This window comes from Mesorhizobium sp. M0983, assembly GCF_040318975.1.
In the GTDB taxonomy this organism is placed as follows: Bacteria; Pseudomonadota; Alphaproteobacteria; order Rhizobiales; family Rhizobiaceae; genus Mesorhizobium.
On the sequence record NZ_JAMYNH010000049.1, the window covers coordinates 1 to 15,796 of the forward strand.

The following is a 15,796-nucleotide window of genomic DNA, read 5'->3' on the forward strand; positions in this document are numbered from 1 at the left end:
GATCCCAGCGTCCTAGATCCTGCCCATCCTCCCAAAAACGTGTCGACGAACGGCAAGTGGTTGCAAATGTTCGCAAAAAGAAGCGTTTATGGACGGAAACTAGTCTAGAGCGCATAGAGGCAATCGTCGAGCGGCAGCAGCGTATGCCTGCGGAAGGCGACAATCAGCGCGTCCTCTTCCTTTGAGAGTACTGTCGAGCGCACATCGGACCCATCGACGTGTCAGTGACGAAGTCACGCTTCTTCCACTTCGTCACCGTCTTGGGGTTTAAGCCGTAGTGTCCGCTCAATTCTTGAATCGAAGCTTTCGATCGCTGTATCGCAGCTCGGACCGCGTGAGTGGTCGTGGCGCTCCGGTGAAGCGTCTGTCCCATAGTCTGTCCTTATCGATGGCGGCATCAATTCTACGATCACCCCGTGGGACCAAACATCTTGATCCCTAGCCGGAGCGGCCGCGTGATTGCCGTAGTGGCAAATATATCCTGGTCAATCGACCGATGTGGCAGGGATTAGTGGCTGATTTTTCGACCAGTCAATCATTGCAACTCGTTGAATTGGTGGGAGGCAATTTGGCAATGAATTGCTGAAACTGACACCGTGTCCGGTTGAAGACGTCGCTGTTCGGAACCCGACATAATGAGGCGCAGCATTCTGCCGTTGCGGCTTTAGATACGTGGTTTGCCACTCTCGCCCGCACAATCTCCTCGGTGGCATGTCGATTGCATGGACACAGTGGCATCCATCGCGCCCTTAGTGGTGTCCCATACTCCGACCGAGGAGGTGTACATGAAACTTGCTCGAGCAATCCAAATCAACGCGACAGAAGCAGCACTGGGTGCTGTCCCGCCAATTGAAGCTTTGCCGCGTCCGTCACGGGTGCCGCTGTCGCTTCCCCAGCAGCGGCTTTGGTTCCTGTCCCATCGGAAGGGTGGCAGTAAGGCCGATCTCATCTATGTGGGGCTTCGGCTTCGCGGCGAATTGGACGAGGCGGCCCTCCAGTCGGCCTTGGACGGGTTGGTGGCGCGTCACGAGGTGCTGCGCACCACCTTCGGGGTGGAGGACGGCGAGCCGTTCCAAAGGATTGGGCCGGCGGACATCGGCCTGCCGCTGAAACGAGACGATCTGACGGCAGCTGCGGATGTGGAGGCGACCCTCGCGGAGCTGATGCGTTTTGAAGGGCAGGCGGTATTCGACCTGGAAGCCGGACCGCTGATCCGTACACGCCTGGCGCGCTTGGCGGAGGACGATCATATGCTACTGATCGTCGTGCACCGCATGGTCTCGGACGGCCGGTCGCGGGAGATTCTGATCTACGAGCTTAGCGAGCTCTACGCCGCGGCCCGGGAAGGCCGCGCGGATCGGCTGAAGCCTTTGCCGTTGCAATATGCGGACTACGCGATTTGGCAGCGAGGTCGACTGGCAAAGGAACTCTCGCAGCGGCAGTCGGAATACTGGCTCCGAATGCTGGACTGCACGCCAGAAGTGCTGGAGCTACCGACAGACCGGCCGCGGCCAGCGCAGCGAGATTACAGTGGCAGTTACGTCGAGTTCGTGTTGCACGAGCGGCTGAGTGCACAGCTCAAGGAACTGAGCCAGCGTCATGGGACGACGCTGTTCGTGACTCTGCTGGCGGGCTGGGCGCTGGTACTGGCGCGGCTCTCGGGTCAGAACGAGCTGGTGATCGGCACACCTCGCGCCAACCGCACCCGCTCCGAGATCGAGGGGCTGATCGGCTGCTTCGTCAGGACCCTGGCATTGCCGATTGATCTATCGGGAGATCCGACACTGGAGACATTGCTAGAACGGGCGAACGCCGCCGCGCGTGGGGCGCAGGATGATCAGGACCTGCCATTTGAGCAGGCGGTGGAACTCATCGATCCGCCCCACGAACCAGCGGTTATACTTACATGGCAAAACAACCCTGGGGAGTGGGTCGAATTGCCGGGGCTCAAGCTTGAATATGTAGGCGTTGGCGATCGAGTCGCGCAACATGATCTCGCGCTTAACCTTTCCAAAGTCGGCGAGGCGATCTGTGGATGGCTGATCTATCCGACGTCTCTGTTTGAGCGGAGCACGGTGGAGCGGTTTGCGAGATATTTGCAGCAGGCGCTGAGCCAGATGGCGGCCGGCCCCGGGCAGCGAGTCTGGTCGGTACCGCTTTTATTGGCGGAGGAACGTCGATTTGCGGTTGAATTGAACCCAGCGGAAGAGTCCTGTCTCCAGGACCGCTGGGTTCACGAACTGCTTGGGGTGCAGGCGGACCGGGATCCGAAAACGATCGCGGTCGTCTACAAGGACCAGAGCCTTAGCGATGGAGAGCTGAAGGCGCGGGAGACCGCCGCGGCGCCTCCCGTTTGCCCTCCTCAAGCACCACCGGCCAACTCGGCTCCGCGGCCCGACACAGCGGTAATGAATTTCATCGAGGGGCCGCGCGTCGTTACCGAGGGGGAACTGCAAGCCAGTAGCATCATGCGTTATCAGGTCACAAAGTTTTATCGTGAGCAAATCACCAACAGCGGTTATTTCGAACAGCTTAAGTACATCGTGGAGCCTTCATCGCAAGAGTTCGAAAGTCCCGGCACCCTGGACACGAGCGGCGAGCTAGATAACACGGTCTTTCCCGGGTTTCAGCACAAGTACGCCCAAACCGGGTTGTTGATGGCAACCGACCGTTGCGCCTCATATTGCCGGTATTGCCTTCGCAAGCGTCTTGTCGGAAAGAATTCCGATGAAATAGCAGCCGATTTCGCACAAATTGGGCAATATATTCGCGACCATCCCGAGATTACGAACGTGCTGATAACAGGGGGCGACCCGCTGGTACTCAGCACGGCCAAGCTCGACAAGATGCTTGATCGTCTGCTGCCAATCCCACATTTGGAGTCGATTCGATTCGGCACAAAAACACTAGCCTATCAGCCCAAACGGTTCGAGGATCCCGCGTTACCGGCTTTGTTCAAACGGATCGATGAAGCGGGTAAGGCCGCAGTGATCGTCACACACTTCGACCACATCGGCGAAATCTCCGTTGAGGCGGAGCACGAGGTTCGCTCCTTGCGCGCTCAGGGCGTGCAGTTCCTGAACCAAACCGTGCTTCTCGCGAAAGTCAACGATGATCCTAAGATCTTGGCTGCCACATTCGCCAAGTGTCACCAAATGGGTATCCGCCCGTATTATCTCTTTCAGGCCAGACCGGTGAAAGGCGCTTCCCATTTTCAGGTTTCACTGCGCCGCGGAATAGAGATCGCTCGCGGCATCAACCAACGCCTCAGCGGCATCCAAAAAACCTTCAAATACATCATGTCCCATAACACAGGAAAGATCGAAGTCCTCGACCTTGGAGCCGATGGCCGTATCTATATGCGGTATCATCAAAACAAGTGTCCCGAAAAGATCGGAAAAATATTTTCTCGGCCCCACCTTGAGGGCGCCTGCTGGTTGGACGATCTGCCCGAAGGATGAGATCCAAAGGCGCCCATGAAATACGGCGTGCTCAAGGCTCCCACGGCCGCAACAGTCTCTCCAAGGCCGGTGTCCGTAAACTCAACCAAGAACAAGTTCTATCGCTCTACCCGCCGGCACCTGATCACCATGGAGAACGCTATGTTTCCCAATAGTATAGATTCGCATCTCTCCCAGTTGGAAAAAATAAATCCGGTGGCCTTCAAGGCCATCGAGCGCCGAATCGCTAGAGAGGCATTCGACCGCCTTGCCAAACTGTCGCGCAACGAGTTCACCCCGGAAGGGCGTGGTTCGGATTACCTTGATAGCATCCAACTGTCCCTGCTGGCACGATCGGAGGGTGTGATGGATCTACTGGGAAAAATGCACCCCAATGGTCGCGACGGACTGTGTTCATCACTGATCTTCTGCGATCTTCTCGCAGGAGACGGCTACGTGAACAAGGTAGCGCACCAACTCTTGGGTGAGGCGCGCTGCCCAAGTTTCATCAACTCTGACGTCTCACAGTTCATGGTGGACCGTTGCATCCGAGATGGTCTGTTTGCGACCTGGCAGGGCGCGACCGATCCGTTCTGGATAAAAGATGGATCGGTGGATGGTGTGCTGATGGCTTATGGCACGCACCACATCCCGCGCGCTGAGCGCGCCACTGCTGTCCGGGCAGCTGCGCGAATTCTCCGGCCCGGTGGCATCTTCGTTCTTCATGACTTTGAAGAGGGCTCCCCCACTGCCCGCTGGTTCTCTGACGTGGTGTCAACTCATTCAGTGACCCCACATGACTATCCTCATTTTACCGCAGGCGAGGTCCTCGATCTGTTCGCTGCTGCGCAGTTTGATGACGTAACTGTGCAGCGAATCTCAGACCCGTTCGTCTTTCACGGAGTAGACGAAGAGAGCGCTCTCCAACTGTTAGCCGAGTACGTCGTGAAGATGTACGGGCTAGAGCAGCTCCGGAACCACACGCAGCGCGTGCTCGCCCTCCTTGATGAGTATTTCGGGGTCGTCGTGACACAAACATCTCACGGTGAGTTTGAAGCACGCATAGCGCGCAATGCCTTGGTCGGGAGCGGTCGACGGGTGTGAAACACAATATCGTTGACCGCATCGAGGGCCAGCGTTCGACGGACATGCAAAGTAGCCTGTCCCCTGATGCAGTGTTTGCATGTCAGGGGAATGCGGATCCGAAATACCGCGTGTGAGCGACATCCAGGATGCGATTGACCAAGCCTGAGAAGCTGTACCCGGCGGTCATCGCGGCTAAGGCGTAAGCATTGCCCGTATCGAACCCCGGCATGGTATTGATCTCCAGGACAAGCGGCTGGCCGGAGCGGTCGATCCGGAAGTCGATGCGAGCGTAGTCCCGGCATTGGCAGGCACGGAAAGTCGCTACCGAAATATCCCGCAGCCCCGTCGCAAGGCTGCTTCCGATCTGAGCGGGGCAAATCTTCGGCGGCGCCGCAGCCTCCATGTGCTTCGCTTCCCAAGTCACAAAACGCGTTTCGCGGTCGCCGAAATCCTGCTCCACAAGAGGCAACACTTCGAGTTCTTCGTTTCCCAGCAGCGCGACCCAAATTTCTTGCCCCTCGATGTACTCTTCCACGAGCGCATCCTGAGCGAACTGCGCGACGTTCACTTCTACGGCCTGCCTCAACTGAGCGGGCTCATGTACGAGCTGCACTCCACAGCTGTCCGATTCGTGGCGGGGCTTCACTATCATTGGGAATCGCAGCTCGCCGGTACTTTCGGTGCCGTCACGCATCACGCGAAAATTCGGTGTTGGCAAGCCACGATCGCGGATGAGCCTCTTGGTGATAACTTTATCAAGCGCCAGCCCATGCCCGAGCGGACCGGATCCAGTGTACGGAACTCCAGCCATCTCGAGCATGGCCGGAACGTGGGTGAGACGGCACTCCCCCTGAATTCCGTATGCCAGGTTGAAAACGAATCCCGAGGGGCAGGCTTGGGAAGCAGGTGGCATGAACCGCTCGAGCGTAGCGAGCAGTCTTTTATCGCCTTCGCACAGCAGCGTCTCATGACCGCCCTCTTGCAGTGCCGCTGCCACGCGGTTTCCTGCATCGCGGCCGAATTTCTCGGGACAAGACTGACCAAAGCGGTTGATCACACCTGTGTTTTCATCATTCCGCACAACAGCTATTCGCATGAGCTACTCCTTGGATGTTTGCTCCGCTGTCACCTTCATTCGTTCGGATTTTCATCGACCGAACACAACAACTCGTCTGGCGCCGCGCGCCCGCCGGTATCGATTGGCCAAGCGGCGAGCGAGCTTGGTCCGACCTCCTCGGTCGGAGCATGCGACACCGCTATGACGCAACGGTCCTTCACCGTGTCCAAGCAGTCGGTGTGCCACCGCGGAGGTTGTGCGAGCAGAGGGACAAACCACTTGTTTTACCCCGCGACAGCCGGAATGCTGCGCCTCATTGTGTCGGGTTCCGTTTCCGGTAGACCACGCCCGGCCGCAACCAATGACCCTCGCCGAACGTCCGGTTTTCGTAGTCGCCCGTTGGATCATAGATCATGCCGATCTTCTGCATGACCCTTTGGCTCGGCGCGTTCTCCCTGGCCGCGCAGGCGGCGACCTCAGGCAGACCGATTGACCAAGCGTAGTCGAGCCATGCCCGCGCGCCTTCCGGCGCGAGTCCTTTGCCCCAATGCTCCTTTGCGAGCACCCATCCGATTTCGACGCACGGATGGTTGGGAATTGCTGCCTTCACCGTCTCCGAGAGGACGCCAAGCCCTATCAGACCAACAAGCTCGCCGCTGCCTTTCAGCTCCGCCGCCTGATAGTGAAACCCGTTGGTCCGGGCGCGCTCGATCGCAAGGTCAATCCTGACATTCGCGTCCTCGACCGTCAGCACTTTGGGAGAGAACCGTCTGACGTGCGCATCACCGTAAATTCTTGCCATTGGGCCCCGGTCTTTGTCCTCCCAGGGACGTAATATTAGACGTTCGGTCGTCAGCCTCATCGCTACAACTCATCGATATTTCGAGATGGATCTCGGCAAGCTTGTCCAACCTCAATTTCACTGACGACGGCTTTCATGCGGGCTCGACCGACCTTTGCACGAGCTGAGAACAAAGGACGTCCTCCCGCCCGCCTGCGTTTCTTCCGTCCCATCAATACATCAAGCTCGGCGCCCATCGCCTCTACGGGACTCCCCCTGCTGGTGGTACGGGCAGGTGAGTGGCCACCGATTGTTCCTGCTCACCAAGGTTCGGGAACGGTGAGATCGACCAATCGATCGAGTTAACGGCACGCTGAAGTAATGCCTCTGTCTCAGTCCGGCTGGGTGAAACTGCGATGACATATCCGATCCAGTCGCGGAAATCGCCATTCCGGGCGATCGGCATGTTGGGTTTGGCATACAATTTAACCTCGACGATACCTGGCACAGCAGCCGCTCGACCGTCGCCATCGATCCAATCGAGGATGCCATCGCGATCAGGAACCAGGATCCGCGCGGCCGCAGTCTGCGAATGCTTTATCCGCAAATCCCATTCGTCGCCGATGACGAGCTTGATGTGCTCCGCGACGAGATCGACACCGCAAGCCAGCTGAACCAGTTGAGGAGTAGGCACGGCACCAAGGCGCGGATTGACCTCAATGACGACTGGGCCATGCTTCGTCCATCGGAATTCGATGTTCATGGGCCCCCAGCCGACGCCGAGAGCTCGCATACAACCAAGCGCAATACCAGCGATACGCGAATGCTCCTCATCAGTAAACGCCTCCGGGAACGTGAACTGACGAAGCACAAAATGCGGCGGGGGACCGAAGTCCGCGGCGGCAATCCCAATGACCTCATTTCCCATGGTTTCAATGCTATACTGGGGGCCTTGTGCGAATTCTTCGACCAATATCCTCGGCGAAGACCGCCATTTGTGCTTCCCGCCCAACAGATAGGTCGTATGTTCGGCCACCTCATCTGCGTTGCCGCACAATCGGACACCTTTGCTGCCTGCGCCCACGGCTGGCTTAAGAACCACCGGCAGGCCGATCTCCGCGGCTGCGCTTTCCACCTCCGCCGCATTTGCGGCGACGCGAAAAGCAGGTACTGGAATGCCGGCCTCGGCGAGGAGCTGACGTTGAGCGGGTTTGTCGCAGCATCGTTCAATCGATTCGGGATTTGGTCCCGGTAGATCGAAATGCCGGCAAAGCTTGCCAACGGTTGCGTAGTAATCCTCCAGGGAGGACGTGATCCCAGCAATGTCATAAGTAGCCCCTAAATGGGAACATTCGCGGATCAGCGCGTCGAGATTGGCGGTATCGACACAGATTGCCTCATAGTCGTACTGAGATGGATCAGCCGATAGGGTAATTGGATGAAGACCAAGACGCCGGGCCGCTTGGACGTATAGAAGACCAGTACCCGTCGTATCGCCTTCGACCAGGATGAGCGCTCTGCTTGCCATTGGCGGGGCCTCCGTTGCGTTCTGTGCGGCGGTTAAGCCTAAACAGGCCTCAAACTTTCAGTTGGGCTCAAAGCTTTGCAGATAAGCTACCATTGCCAGCGGTCGGCGGTCGTAAAGGTTCTGTAAATTTAGTTGAAGGATCTGTTGCGACGTTGAACCGCCTAGTGTGGGGCGGGTTCTAACGGTTGCCGCAATACCGCGTCAGCGCTCTGCAGGCGTTTTCCAGCCGAGCTCTTTCTCGGCGGGGATCGAGGGCTGCTACCACTGGAAGGCCCTCATCCACCGGACCTCCAGTTCGCCTGTGAGGGATTGATACAGCTGGCAAGATGGTGATGGCTCAGTTCGTGGCAAACTGATCGCGGCCCGATCGCGTGCATCTCCGTCCACAAGCCTTGTGTCCTTAGCTGGACAAGAATGTCGCAAACCTGACGAAGCCGTCACCTGGGCCGGCCATCGGTACGGGTGAGTGGATGCATGCTACCAGAACGCCCCAATCGGCACGCAACTTGCGGGGGTTAAGGCCGACGGCCGCAATCCGTCACTCGGCTAGTGGTGACACGTACTAGTAAAGTCGTTCGGTTCGCGATCGCCAATCCTATTGGAGTGCTAAGTGGTTCGCCGCTATTATGATCTCCCGTCCCTGACTGCCCTTGAGATATTCGAGGCATCGGCACGCCATCTCTCGTTCAAGCTTGCGGCTTCCGAGCTAGAATTGACATTGGGGGAGATCCGTCGGCAGATCAAAGCCATTGAGGGGGAGCTTGGCGTTCGGCTGATTGAGGGGTCAGGAGCTGACGTCGTGCTTACCAGCGCTGGCGATGACCTCTATAGGTTGCTGGCAAGCAGCTTTTCACGGGCTTCGGAAGTCTTGAGGATCATGAAACGCCGCGATGGGACCCGGTAGGTCACGATTGGCTCCGCCGATGCTTCCCCGTCGATGTGGCTGATAACCATATGCGCGTTGCCGTGGGCTGGCATCACGAGCCCGCGATGACGTTTGCTTTCAATGCTGGGTGCTGTGCCCCAGCATTAGCGAGACCGCAAGTCCACATCAGGGGGCAGAAAGCGCTGGAACTGGCCAGACGCTGTGAAGGCGTGGATCGCGAGGGAGGGCTTTGATTTGGGCGTCCGCGTGGGCGGAGGCGGCTGCCGTCATAGATCTGGCGCAGAAACTGACTGTTTGCGCGCGGTGCGGGGGCACGGAACGAGGAAGGCTCTGGCCTTGTTCCATTTTTGTGGCGGGATGACGCCCGCCCGAGCCGCCAGACTGGCAATGGTAAAGCTGGAACCGTGATAGCGCGCTGTTAAATTCCTCGAGAACACGGCGCGCATTGTGGTGCGTTCGAACAGGCTGGTGGCAGGTTCCTCCTCAACCTCGGCGTTCGTCTGGCTTCGATTGCGCGATGTTCTGGGAGAGGGCCGCAGCGGTATGCTCGTCGCGTTCTGCGATCACGACGAACTCGCGCGATGCTTGAGAGTTGGTATTATTGCCCATTCGCGATTGATCTATGTCTAAAAAATGTTAGACGCGCAATGGTTTTTAACGAAGATACAGGGAGTAGAGGCAACAAGGGAGGCGCTCGGGCGATGGCATCGATCAGTCTTGAGGGACTCTCGAAGGACTATGGCCAGATCCGTGCGCTCGAGCGGCTCGACTTTGCGGCCGAGCAGGGCGAGTTCGTCACCATCCTCGGACCCAGCGGGTCGGGAAAAACGACGGTCCTCTCGCTGATTGCCGGCCTGACGGAACCGACCACCGGTCGTATCGTCCTCGGCGGGCGCGACGTGACGGCAACCCGGCCGGCGCAACGCAACATCGGGCTGGTGTTCCAGAGCTACGCGTTGTTTCCCCATATGTCAGTGTTCGACAACGTTGCCTTTCCGTTAAAGGTCCGCGGCGTATCAGCAGAGGATGCGAGGCGGCGGGTCGGCGATGCGTTGGGCCTAGTGCGTCTGGGCGGGTTCGAGGCCCGACGCCCTGCCCAGCTTTCCGGCGGCCAGCAGCAGCGCGTTGCGTTTGCGCGGGCGATCGTGTTCCAGCCCGATATCCTGCTGCTCGACGAGCCCCTTGGAGCTCTGGACCGAATGCTGCGCGAGCAGTTGCAGGTTGAGCTAAAACAACTGCAACGCAAACTCGGAATAACCACGATCCTGGTCACCCACGACCAGGAGGAAGCACTTTCGCTCTCGGATCGCGTGCTTGTCTTGGCCGACGGTGCGGTCCAGCAGATCGCTGAGCCCTTGGAAGCCTATACGAGACCTGCCAATCGGTTCGTCGCAGGCTTTCTCGGCACTACCAATTGCCTTGATGGCGAAGCGATCCGGCTTAGCACGGGGAATTGGGTCATTCGGCTCGGCTCCGGCGAGGAAGTGCCCTACCGCCGCGCGTCCGACGAGACCTGCGGATCGCTGGTATCCGTCTGTATACGGCCAGAACATGTTCGCGTGCTCTCGCCGAGTGCGGACCGGGGTGTCCCCGCGACCGTCATCGAATCCGTATATCTCGGCCCAACCGTCCGTTACCACGTCGAGACAGCGCGCGGCACGCCGCTCATCGCCGCCTGCATGCAAGCCGGGCCGCCGTACCCCCCAGGAGCATCCATTCGTGTCGATTGGGATGTTGAAGCCGTGTGGCTCATTCCAGAGGGCGGCGCGTCGCGGGCGAAGGTCCAGCCGGCTGCGGCCGAATTGCTAGAGTTTAAGTCAACCAGAACGAAGAAACTGAGAGGAGCTTGATCATGGAAATGAAACGAACGCTTTCCGCTCTGTTAGCACTTGCCGGGATGACGGTCTTTGCTGGCGTTCCGTCCGCTGCCAAGGCGGAGGATCAGGTGACCGAAATCCGCATCATTGACGCCGGCGGTGCATCCGGTGAATCGATCGAGAAGGGCTATATCCCGCCGTTTACGCAGAAGACCGGCGTTAAGGTGGTGCGCGAGAGCCCGAACGACCTTGGCAAGCTGCGGGCGATGGTCGAATCCGGCAACATCTCTGCGGTGCTGATCGAACTAGTTGGCACTGAGGTCCAGCAGGCCAAGGCTTTGAACTTGCTAGAACCGCTCGATTGGGATGCGATCGCTCCGTTGCCGATCTTTCCCGAGGCGCGCGACGATTACGCACTTGGGTATCAGTACTATTCAACCATCATGACCTGGCGCAAGGACGCCAAGGCACCGTCGAACTGGGCCGATTTCTGGAACGTCAAAGATTTCCCCGGCAAACGCGCCCTCCCGGACATAGCTTTTTATGCTATTCCGATCGCTTTGTTGGCCGACGGTGTGAAGCCTGGCCAGCTCTATCCACTCGATCTTGACCGCGCCTTCAAGAGCTTGAAAAAGCTCAGCCCCGACGTTGCCGTCTGGTGGGCCACCGGCGCTCAGCCGCCCCAACTCCTGAATGACAACGAAGTGCAGTATGCTGTCGCATGGTCGGGGCGCGTCACCGCCGAGCCGATGCTGGACTACTCGTTCAACCAGGGTCTGATCGACATCAGCTTCTTCACCGTCCCGCGCGGCGCCAACCCAGCGCAAAAGGCTGCTGCAATGAAGCTACTGCATGAGATGACTGTACCGGAGAACCAGGCTGTGGCGGCAAGCGTCATTTCCTATACCGGAAACAGCCCGGATCTTGATGCCCTCTTGCCGAAGGATCGCATCGGACAGTTCCCGACCGCTAAGCAGAACAAGGACGTGCAGGTCGGTTACGATCTCAAATGGTGGTTCGATCACGGCCAGGAGGTCGAGGAGCGCTGGCTGAGTTTCAAGCTCGGACTTTGAGCGTTTAGACGCTGGAATCCTTGGGCTCGCGTCTGGAAAAGAACAGGCGGCGAGCTGGCATGATACAGCTGGCGGATGGAGGACATGGGACGCATCGGGTTCAATCGCAACGGTTTTGCATACGTGCTACCCTTGGCTGTGGTCATGCTGGTCGCATTCAACGTTCCGGTCCTGCTAATGATGCGTATCAGCGTCGCGCCCTCGTGGACGCTGGCAAACTACCTGCATCTCATCCAGGAAGAGGCTTATCTAAAAGTCCTGCTTAACACCTTCAAGGTGGCGGCGATCACCACCGTCTGCTCTGCTCTGATTGGATATCCGGTCGCCTATTGGATGACCCGGCTGTCGCCAACTGGGCGGTTGGTAGCGATCGCTTTCGTAGTGATACCTTTCTGGGTCAGCGTCCTGGTGCGGAGCTATGCTTGGATCGTACTCCTCGGCAATGCTGGTATCCTCAACCGGGCGCTGCTCTCGCTCGCCGTCATCGATCAGCCAATCGGTCTAATGTACAACGAACTCGGGGTGATCATCGGGATGACCAACATCCTGATCCCGTTCATCGTCCTACCGCTCTATGCCGCGATGACCAGGCTCGACCGACGCCTGCTGCAGGCCGCAGCGACCTTAGGCGGATCGAACTTCCAGACTTTCTGGCTGGTTTTCTTTCCCCTGACTCGGCCAGCCCTTGCCGCGAGCGCTCTCTTGGTCTTCATCTCAGCAATCGGGTTCTACATCACTCCGGCACTCCTCGGCGGTGGGCGCGTCTCGATGATAGCAAATGTCCTCGACATCTTGATCAACCAGCTTCCGAGGTGGGGACTGGCTGCAGCAATTTCTACCGTACTGCTTGCGGCCAGCGTCGCTCTCTACGCGCTCTATCGCCGCGCTGCGGCGCATTCGGGCATGTGGGGTATGTCATGAGCACGCGACAAGGGCGATACGGCCGGGGCGGCCGCCACGAGATGCCGGCCACCCTGGATGCATTGGAGGCTGCGCCGATCGAGGTGCGGCGGCGCAGGTTTGCCCTCGGGCGTCTGATTCTGGATGCGGTGGCGATCTCAGCCCTGCTTTTCCTGTCTCTGCCGATCCTGGTGGTCGTGCCAATGTCATTCTCAAGCGCGAGCGCACTCCAATTTCCACCACCAGGATTTTCGCTTCGCTGGTATGCAGCATTCTTCACGGATCCGCGCTGGATCGATGCTCTGTGGACCTCGCTAAAGGTGGCGGTTGCCGCCAGCACGCTGGCGCTGCTGCTTGGTGGCTCGGCCGCCTACGGCTTAGTGCGGGGAAGGTTTGCCGGGCGGCTGGTTGTCGAGGCCAATTTCATCCTGCCGATCGTGGTTCCGTCCGTCATCACCGCGCTGGCGCTATATCTTGTGTTCGCGCGTATCGGTCTACTGGGAACTTTGCCAGGGCTCATCATCGGGCACATGGTCCTAGGGGTTCCCGTAGTAGTCCTCGTGATGACCGTCGCCTTCCGGGGTTTCGACGTCAGACTAGAGCAAGTGGCCTTCACCTTAGGGGCTTCTACGCGAGTAATGCTGTTGCGAGTCCTGCTCCCTAACGTCCTTCCCAGCATCGGAGCCGCCTGGATCTTCGCTTTCATCACCAGCTTCGACGAGGTCATCGTCACGATCTTCATCTCCGGAACCTATGAAACCGTCCCGAAGCGGATGTTTAATGAGCTGGTACTTCAAATCGATCCGACGATCACAGCCATCGCCTCTTTGCTTACCGGAATCAGTATTCTCCTGCTCGTGATATCGGCCCTGCTGATGAGGTCAGGAGAGCGGGCTAAATCGGGGTATGACTAGCCCGAATTGAAAGGCATTGCTGAAACGACGGGACCTTATTCATGCGTGGACGTGAATGAGCAGGGTCAATCTTTGTACGGCAGCGCGCGGCTCATGCATCTGGCGAAGAGGCGCCGCTTGGTCAGGGGCTTAATGCAGAGCGAGGGGGCGGCCCCCTTGTTGAATCAAGTGCCTTACTCTTGGTGTCTACAGAACCTGTTAAACGCACCTCAATCCAAAGGGACGGAACTTTGAGAATCCCCGAAGCGAGCTCACCGAAAAGGTCATGGCCGCTGGAATGGCTGTGTCGATCCCGCCGGTCCAGAGGGAGCAGACGGTGCCAACCGGGCCGGCCCTACGGTTGGTATGGCCTTGCCGAACGCCAATGTTGCGCCGGCTCGCCCCGGTAGATTCAAGGTAACCGCATAGAAAGCAGAGGCCGCATATGTCCAGAAATCCCATCACCCGCGTTCGTGCCAAGGGCGACGCCTTCTCCATCGGCTTCACGCTCGGGCGGGCCACCGCCTCCGGCTTTAGCCAGCGCGTCCTGAGCACCGAAGAATTTCAGGCGCTATACGCCCGCTGGCGTGGATCGGAATATCTGCAGGCGCTGCAATCCGCGGCCCGCGCGGCCTATCCCCACTTTGTGCGTGAGATCGAGGGCATCGCCGAAGGTGCCGGGCAGGATTTCGAAACGGTCTTCCTCTGGAACTGCCGGGGCGACCTAAGGCTCCCTGAGCACGTCTCCCCAGTAACGAAAGCCATAGCCGCCGCTGGCTGCACCACACTTCTCATTCCGGCGAAAGGCGACGCTCCGGCGATAATCGCCCACAACGAGGACGGCTCCGCGGAGTTTCTAGGCGCCTGTAGCTGGGTCGAGGTCGAACCCGACGAGGGCCCCGCCTGGAGCAGCTTCATGTATCCCGGCATGTTGCCGGGGCACACATTTGGGTTAAATGAGGCCGGGGTCGTTCAGACTGTCAACCACATCAGCCCTCAAGATTTTCAGCCTGGCGTGCCACGGCAGGTCATCTGCCGCGCGATCCTAGATGCGAGAAGTTTGGACGAAGCGATCGAAATTCTGAAACGCAAGGACCGCGCGAGCGGCTTCCATCACAATCTTGGTGAGGCGAAGACGCGCCGGCTCGCCTCTGTCGAGGCGCCGGCCTCAGGCTGCGCCGTTCGGGAGGCCACCTCGCCTCGGGCCCATGCCAACCACCTGCTCTTCAGGGAATTCGACGGACTGAAGCAGACGATCACTCTCTCTTCCCGCAACCGGCAGGAGGCGGCGGACCGGATGATCGCGGAAGGCGCGCTCGCGGGGGGCGCGGGAGCGGTGCTTTTTGACGAGACCACCCCGATCTATTGCGACAGGGACCGACATGGTGATGTCGCCCAGACCCTAGCAACGAGCTTTTTCGCGCTTTTCCCTGATCGCATCGAATGGCTCGTGCACCCGACGCCGGACGAGCTCGACACGCTAAACGGGACGATACGTGTCGTTTAAATCCAAGTATCCCCATGTTTCCATAAAACAACTACCACGGCCTGGATGGCAGAAATGGCGGACATGTTGTCCGGCCGCCTCATATGTGCGCGCCACCGAAATCTTCGATCGGTGCTGCCTTCGATGCTGATCGCCGGCAAACGCCAGCAGATCGCCGGCTTCGCGGAGGTCACGGAGTACGAATTCAACGCTTATTTGGAAATTGTGTGATGCCCATGAGACAGAAATCATATTGCGGTGACGGCAACTATCCAAACAGTTACTATGCCGCCTCCCGCAACATCATCCGCACCCCGGTCCGGCTTCAGGGTCGGGTTGAAACCGACATTTGCATCGTCGGCGCCGGCTACGCCGGCCTGTCGACGGCGATCCACCTTGCCGACAAGGGCTATAAGATTGTCGTCGTCGAGGGTGCCCAGGTTGGCTGGGGGGCTTCCGGACGCAATGGCGGCCAGGTCATCAACGGCCTCAGTGCCAGCCTCGCGACGATCCAGCGCCGCTACGGTGAGGGCTCGGCGCGGTTCATCGGCGGTCTGATCCAGGAAGGCGGCAAGATCATTCGCCGCCTCGTCAGCCAATATCAAATCGAGTGCGACCTGAAGCCGGGAAACATCTATGCGGCCTATACGCCGGCGCATATGAAGGAACTCGAATCCAAGCAGGCGCTGTGGCGTAAATATGGCATGGACGACCATCGGCTGCTCGACCGTGAGGCACTGCGTAAACTTGTGAATTCCGACGCCTATTGCGGGGGCATGCTCGATACCACCGGCGGCCACATGCATCCGCTCAATCTCGTGCTCGGCGAGGCGCGCGCCTTCGAAGGCC

Annotated in this window: 14 protein-coding genes and 2 pseudogenes; 12 read left to right on the plus strand and 4 right to left on the minus strand. The window is 58.9% G+C overall.

Going from position 1 to position 15,796, the window contains the following annotated elements; translation table 11 throughout:
- On the plus strand, positions 1–185 hold a 185-nt coding region (locus NKH71_RS33005; RefSeq protein WP_352896565.1), incomplete at its 5' end, for a hypothetical protein.
- Here the strand turns inward: NKH71_RS33005 and NKH71_RS33010 are convergent.
- A pseudogene (locus NKH71_RS33010) lies at positions 108–373 on the minus strand (IS481 family transposase); the annotation flags it as partial. The gene NKH71_RS33005 and the pseudogene NKH71_RS33010 overlap by 78 nt on opposite strands.
- A 412-nt stretch (positions 374–785) precedes the next feature.
- Between NKH71_RS33010 and NKH71_RS33625 the strand changes: the two are divergent.
- The 3 genes and pseudogenes from NKH71_RS33625 to NKH71_RS33020 form a co-directional block, all read left to right on the plus strand.
- Positions 786–2,168, plus strand: a pseudogene (locus NKH71_RS33625) (condensation domain-containing protein); the annotation flags it as partial.
- Between the two features lie 240 nt (positions 2,169–2,408).
- Entirely contained in the window at positions 2,409–3,461 is a 1,053-nt protein-coding gene (locus NKH71_RS33630; protein WP_502900456.1) for a KamA family radical SAM protein, read from the plus strand.
- 15 nt (positions 3,462–3,476) lie between these two features.
- Positions 3,477–4,544, plus strand: a complete 1,068-nt coding sequence (locus tag NKH71_RS33020) for a methyltransferase domain-containing protein (RefSeq protein ID WP_352896544.1) — start codon at positions 3,477–3,479, stop codon at positions 4,542–4,544.
- Positions 4,545–4,626: 82 nt separating this feature from the next.
- Here NKH71_RS33020 and NKH71_RS33025 read toward each other — a convergent pair whose 3' ends face one another.
- The 3 genes from NKH71_RS33025 to NKH71_RS33035 form a co-directional block, all read right to left on the minus strand.
- Positions 4,627–5,622, minus strand: a complete 996-nt coding sequence (locus tag NKH71_RS33025; RefSeq protein ID WP_352896546.1) for a D-alanine--D-alanine ligase family protein — start codon at positions 5,620–5,622, stop codon at positions 4,627–4,629.
- A gap of 274 nt (positions 5,623–5,896) precedes the next feature.
- Positions 5,897–6,445, minus strand: coding sequence for a GNAT family N-acetyltransferase (locus NKH71_RS33030; protein ID WP_352896548.1), 549 nt, complete (start codon positions 6,443–6,445; stop codon positions 5,897–5,899).
- A 181-nt stretch (positions 6,446–6,626) separates the two neighbouring features.
- Positions 6,627–7,892, minus strand: a complete 1,266-nt coding sequence (locus NKH71_RS33035) for an ATP-grasp domain-containing protein (protein ID WP_352896550.1) — start codon at positions 7,890–7,892, stop codon at positions 6,627–6,629.
- A gap of 610 nt (positions 7,893–8,502) precedes the next feature.
- Between NKH71_RS33035 and NKH71_RS33040 the strand changes: the two genes are divergently transcribed.
- The 8 genes from NKH71_RS33040 to NKH71_RS33075 form a co-directional block, all read left to right on the plus strand.
- Positions 8,503–8,796, plus strand: a complete 294-nt coding sequence (locus tag NKH71_RS33040; protein ID WP_352896551.1) for a LysR family transcriptional regulator — start codon at positions 8,503–8,505, stop codon at positions 8,794–8,796.
- 683 nt (positions 8,797–9,479) lie between these two features.
- Positions 9,480–10,628 (plus strand): ABC transporter ATP-binding protein, encoded by a 1,149-nt coding sequence (locus tag NKH71_RS33045; RefSeq protein WP_352896553.1) that lies wholly within the window; start codon positions 9,480–9,482, stop codon positions 10,626–10,628.
- 2 nt (positions 10,629–10,630) lie between these two features.
- Positions 10,631–11,668: an ABC transporter substrate-binding protein gene (locus tag NKH71_RS33050; RefSeq protein WP_352896555.1), complete on the plus strand. Its 1,038-nt coding sequence runs from the start codon at positions 10,631–10,633 to the stop codon at positions 11,666–11,668.
- An 84-nt stretch (positions 11,669–11,752) separates the two neighbouring features.
- Complete coding sequence (locus NKH71_RS33055; RefSeq protein WP_352896558.1) at positions 11,753–12,589, plus strand: ABC transporter permease; 837 nt, start codon at positions 11,753–11,755, stop codon at positions 12,587–12,589.
- Positions 12,586–13,482 carry an ABC transporter permease gene (locus NKH71_RS33060; protein ID WP_352896559.1) on the plus strand — a complete coding sequence of 299 codons (897 nt, stop codon included), beginning with the start codon at positions 12,586–12,588 and terminating at the stop codon, positions 13,480–13,482. The genes NKH71_RS33055 and NKH71_RS33060 overlap by 4 nt, the downstream gene beginning before the upstream one ends.
- A gap of 424 nt (positions 13,483–13,906) precedes the next feature.
- The gene (locus NKH71_RS33065; RefSeq protein WP_352896561.1) at positions 13,907–14,968 is read left to right on the plus strand and encodes a C45 family autoproteolytic acyltransferase/hydrolase; all 1,062 of its coding nucleotides are present in this window, start codon (positions 13,907–13,909) and stop codon (positions 14,966–14,968) included.
- 54 nt (positions 14,969–15,022) lie between these two features.
- Positions 15,023–15,178: a hypothetical protein gene (locus NKH71_RS33070; protein WP_352896566.1), complete on the plus strand. Its 156-nt coding sequence runs from the start codon at positions 15,023–15,025 to the stop codon at positions 15,176–15,178.
- Positions 15,175–15,796, plus strand: a 622-nt coding sequence (locus NKH71_RS33075; RefSeq protein WP_352896563.1) for an NAD(P)/FAD-dependent oxidoreductase, incomplete at its 3' end; no start/stop codon positions are given. The genes NKH71_RS33070 and NKH71_RS33075, both read left to right, overlap by 4 nt.

Coding starts and splice junctions, on each gene's coding strand:
- NKH71_RS33045 (WP_352896553.1), top strand. CDS start 9,480: ATGGCATCGATCAGTCTTGAGGGACTCTCGAAGGACTATGGCCAGATC.
- NKH71_RS33035 (WP_352896550.1), bottom strand. CDS start 7,892: ATGGCAAGCAGAGCGCTCATCCTGGTCGAAGGCGATACGACGGGTACT.
- NKH71_RS33055 (WP_352896558.1), top strand. CDS start 11,753: ATGGGACGCATCGGGTTCAATCGCAACGGTTTTGCATACGTGCTACCC.
- NKH71_RS33030 (WP_352896548.1), bottom strand. CDS start 6,445: ATGAGGCTGACGACCGAACGTCTAATATTACGTCCCTGGGAGGACAAA.
- NKH71_RS33020 (WP_352896544.1), top strand. CDS start 3,477: ATGAAATACGGCGTGCTCAAGGCTCCCACGGCCGCAACAGTCTCTCCA.
- NKH71_RS33065 (WP_352896561.1), top strand. CDS start 13,907: ATGTCCAGAAATCCCATCACCCGCGTTCGTGCCAAGGGCGACGCCTTC.
- NKH71_RS33025 (WP_352896546.1), bottom strand. CDS start 5,622: ATGCGAATAGCTGTTGTGCGGAATGATGAAAACACAGGTGTGATCAAC.
- NKH71_RS33070 (WP_352896566.1), top strand. CDS start 15,023: ATGGCGGACATGTTGTCCGGCCGCCTCATATGTGCGCGCCACCGAAAT.
- NKH71_RS33630 (WP_502900456.1), top strand. CDS start 2,409: ATGAATTTCATCGAGGGGCCGCGCGTCGTTACCGAGGGGGAACTGCAA.
- NKH71_RS33060 (WP_352896559.1), top strand. CDS start 12,586: ATGAGCACGCGACAAGGGCGATACGGCCGGGGCGGCCGCCACGAGATG.
- NKH71_RS33050 (WP_352896555.1), top strand. CDS start 10,631: ATGGAAATGAAACGAACGCTTTCCGCTCTGTTAGCACTTGCCGGGATG.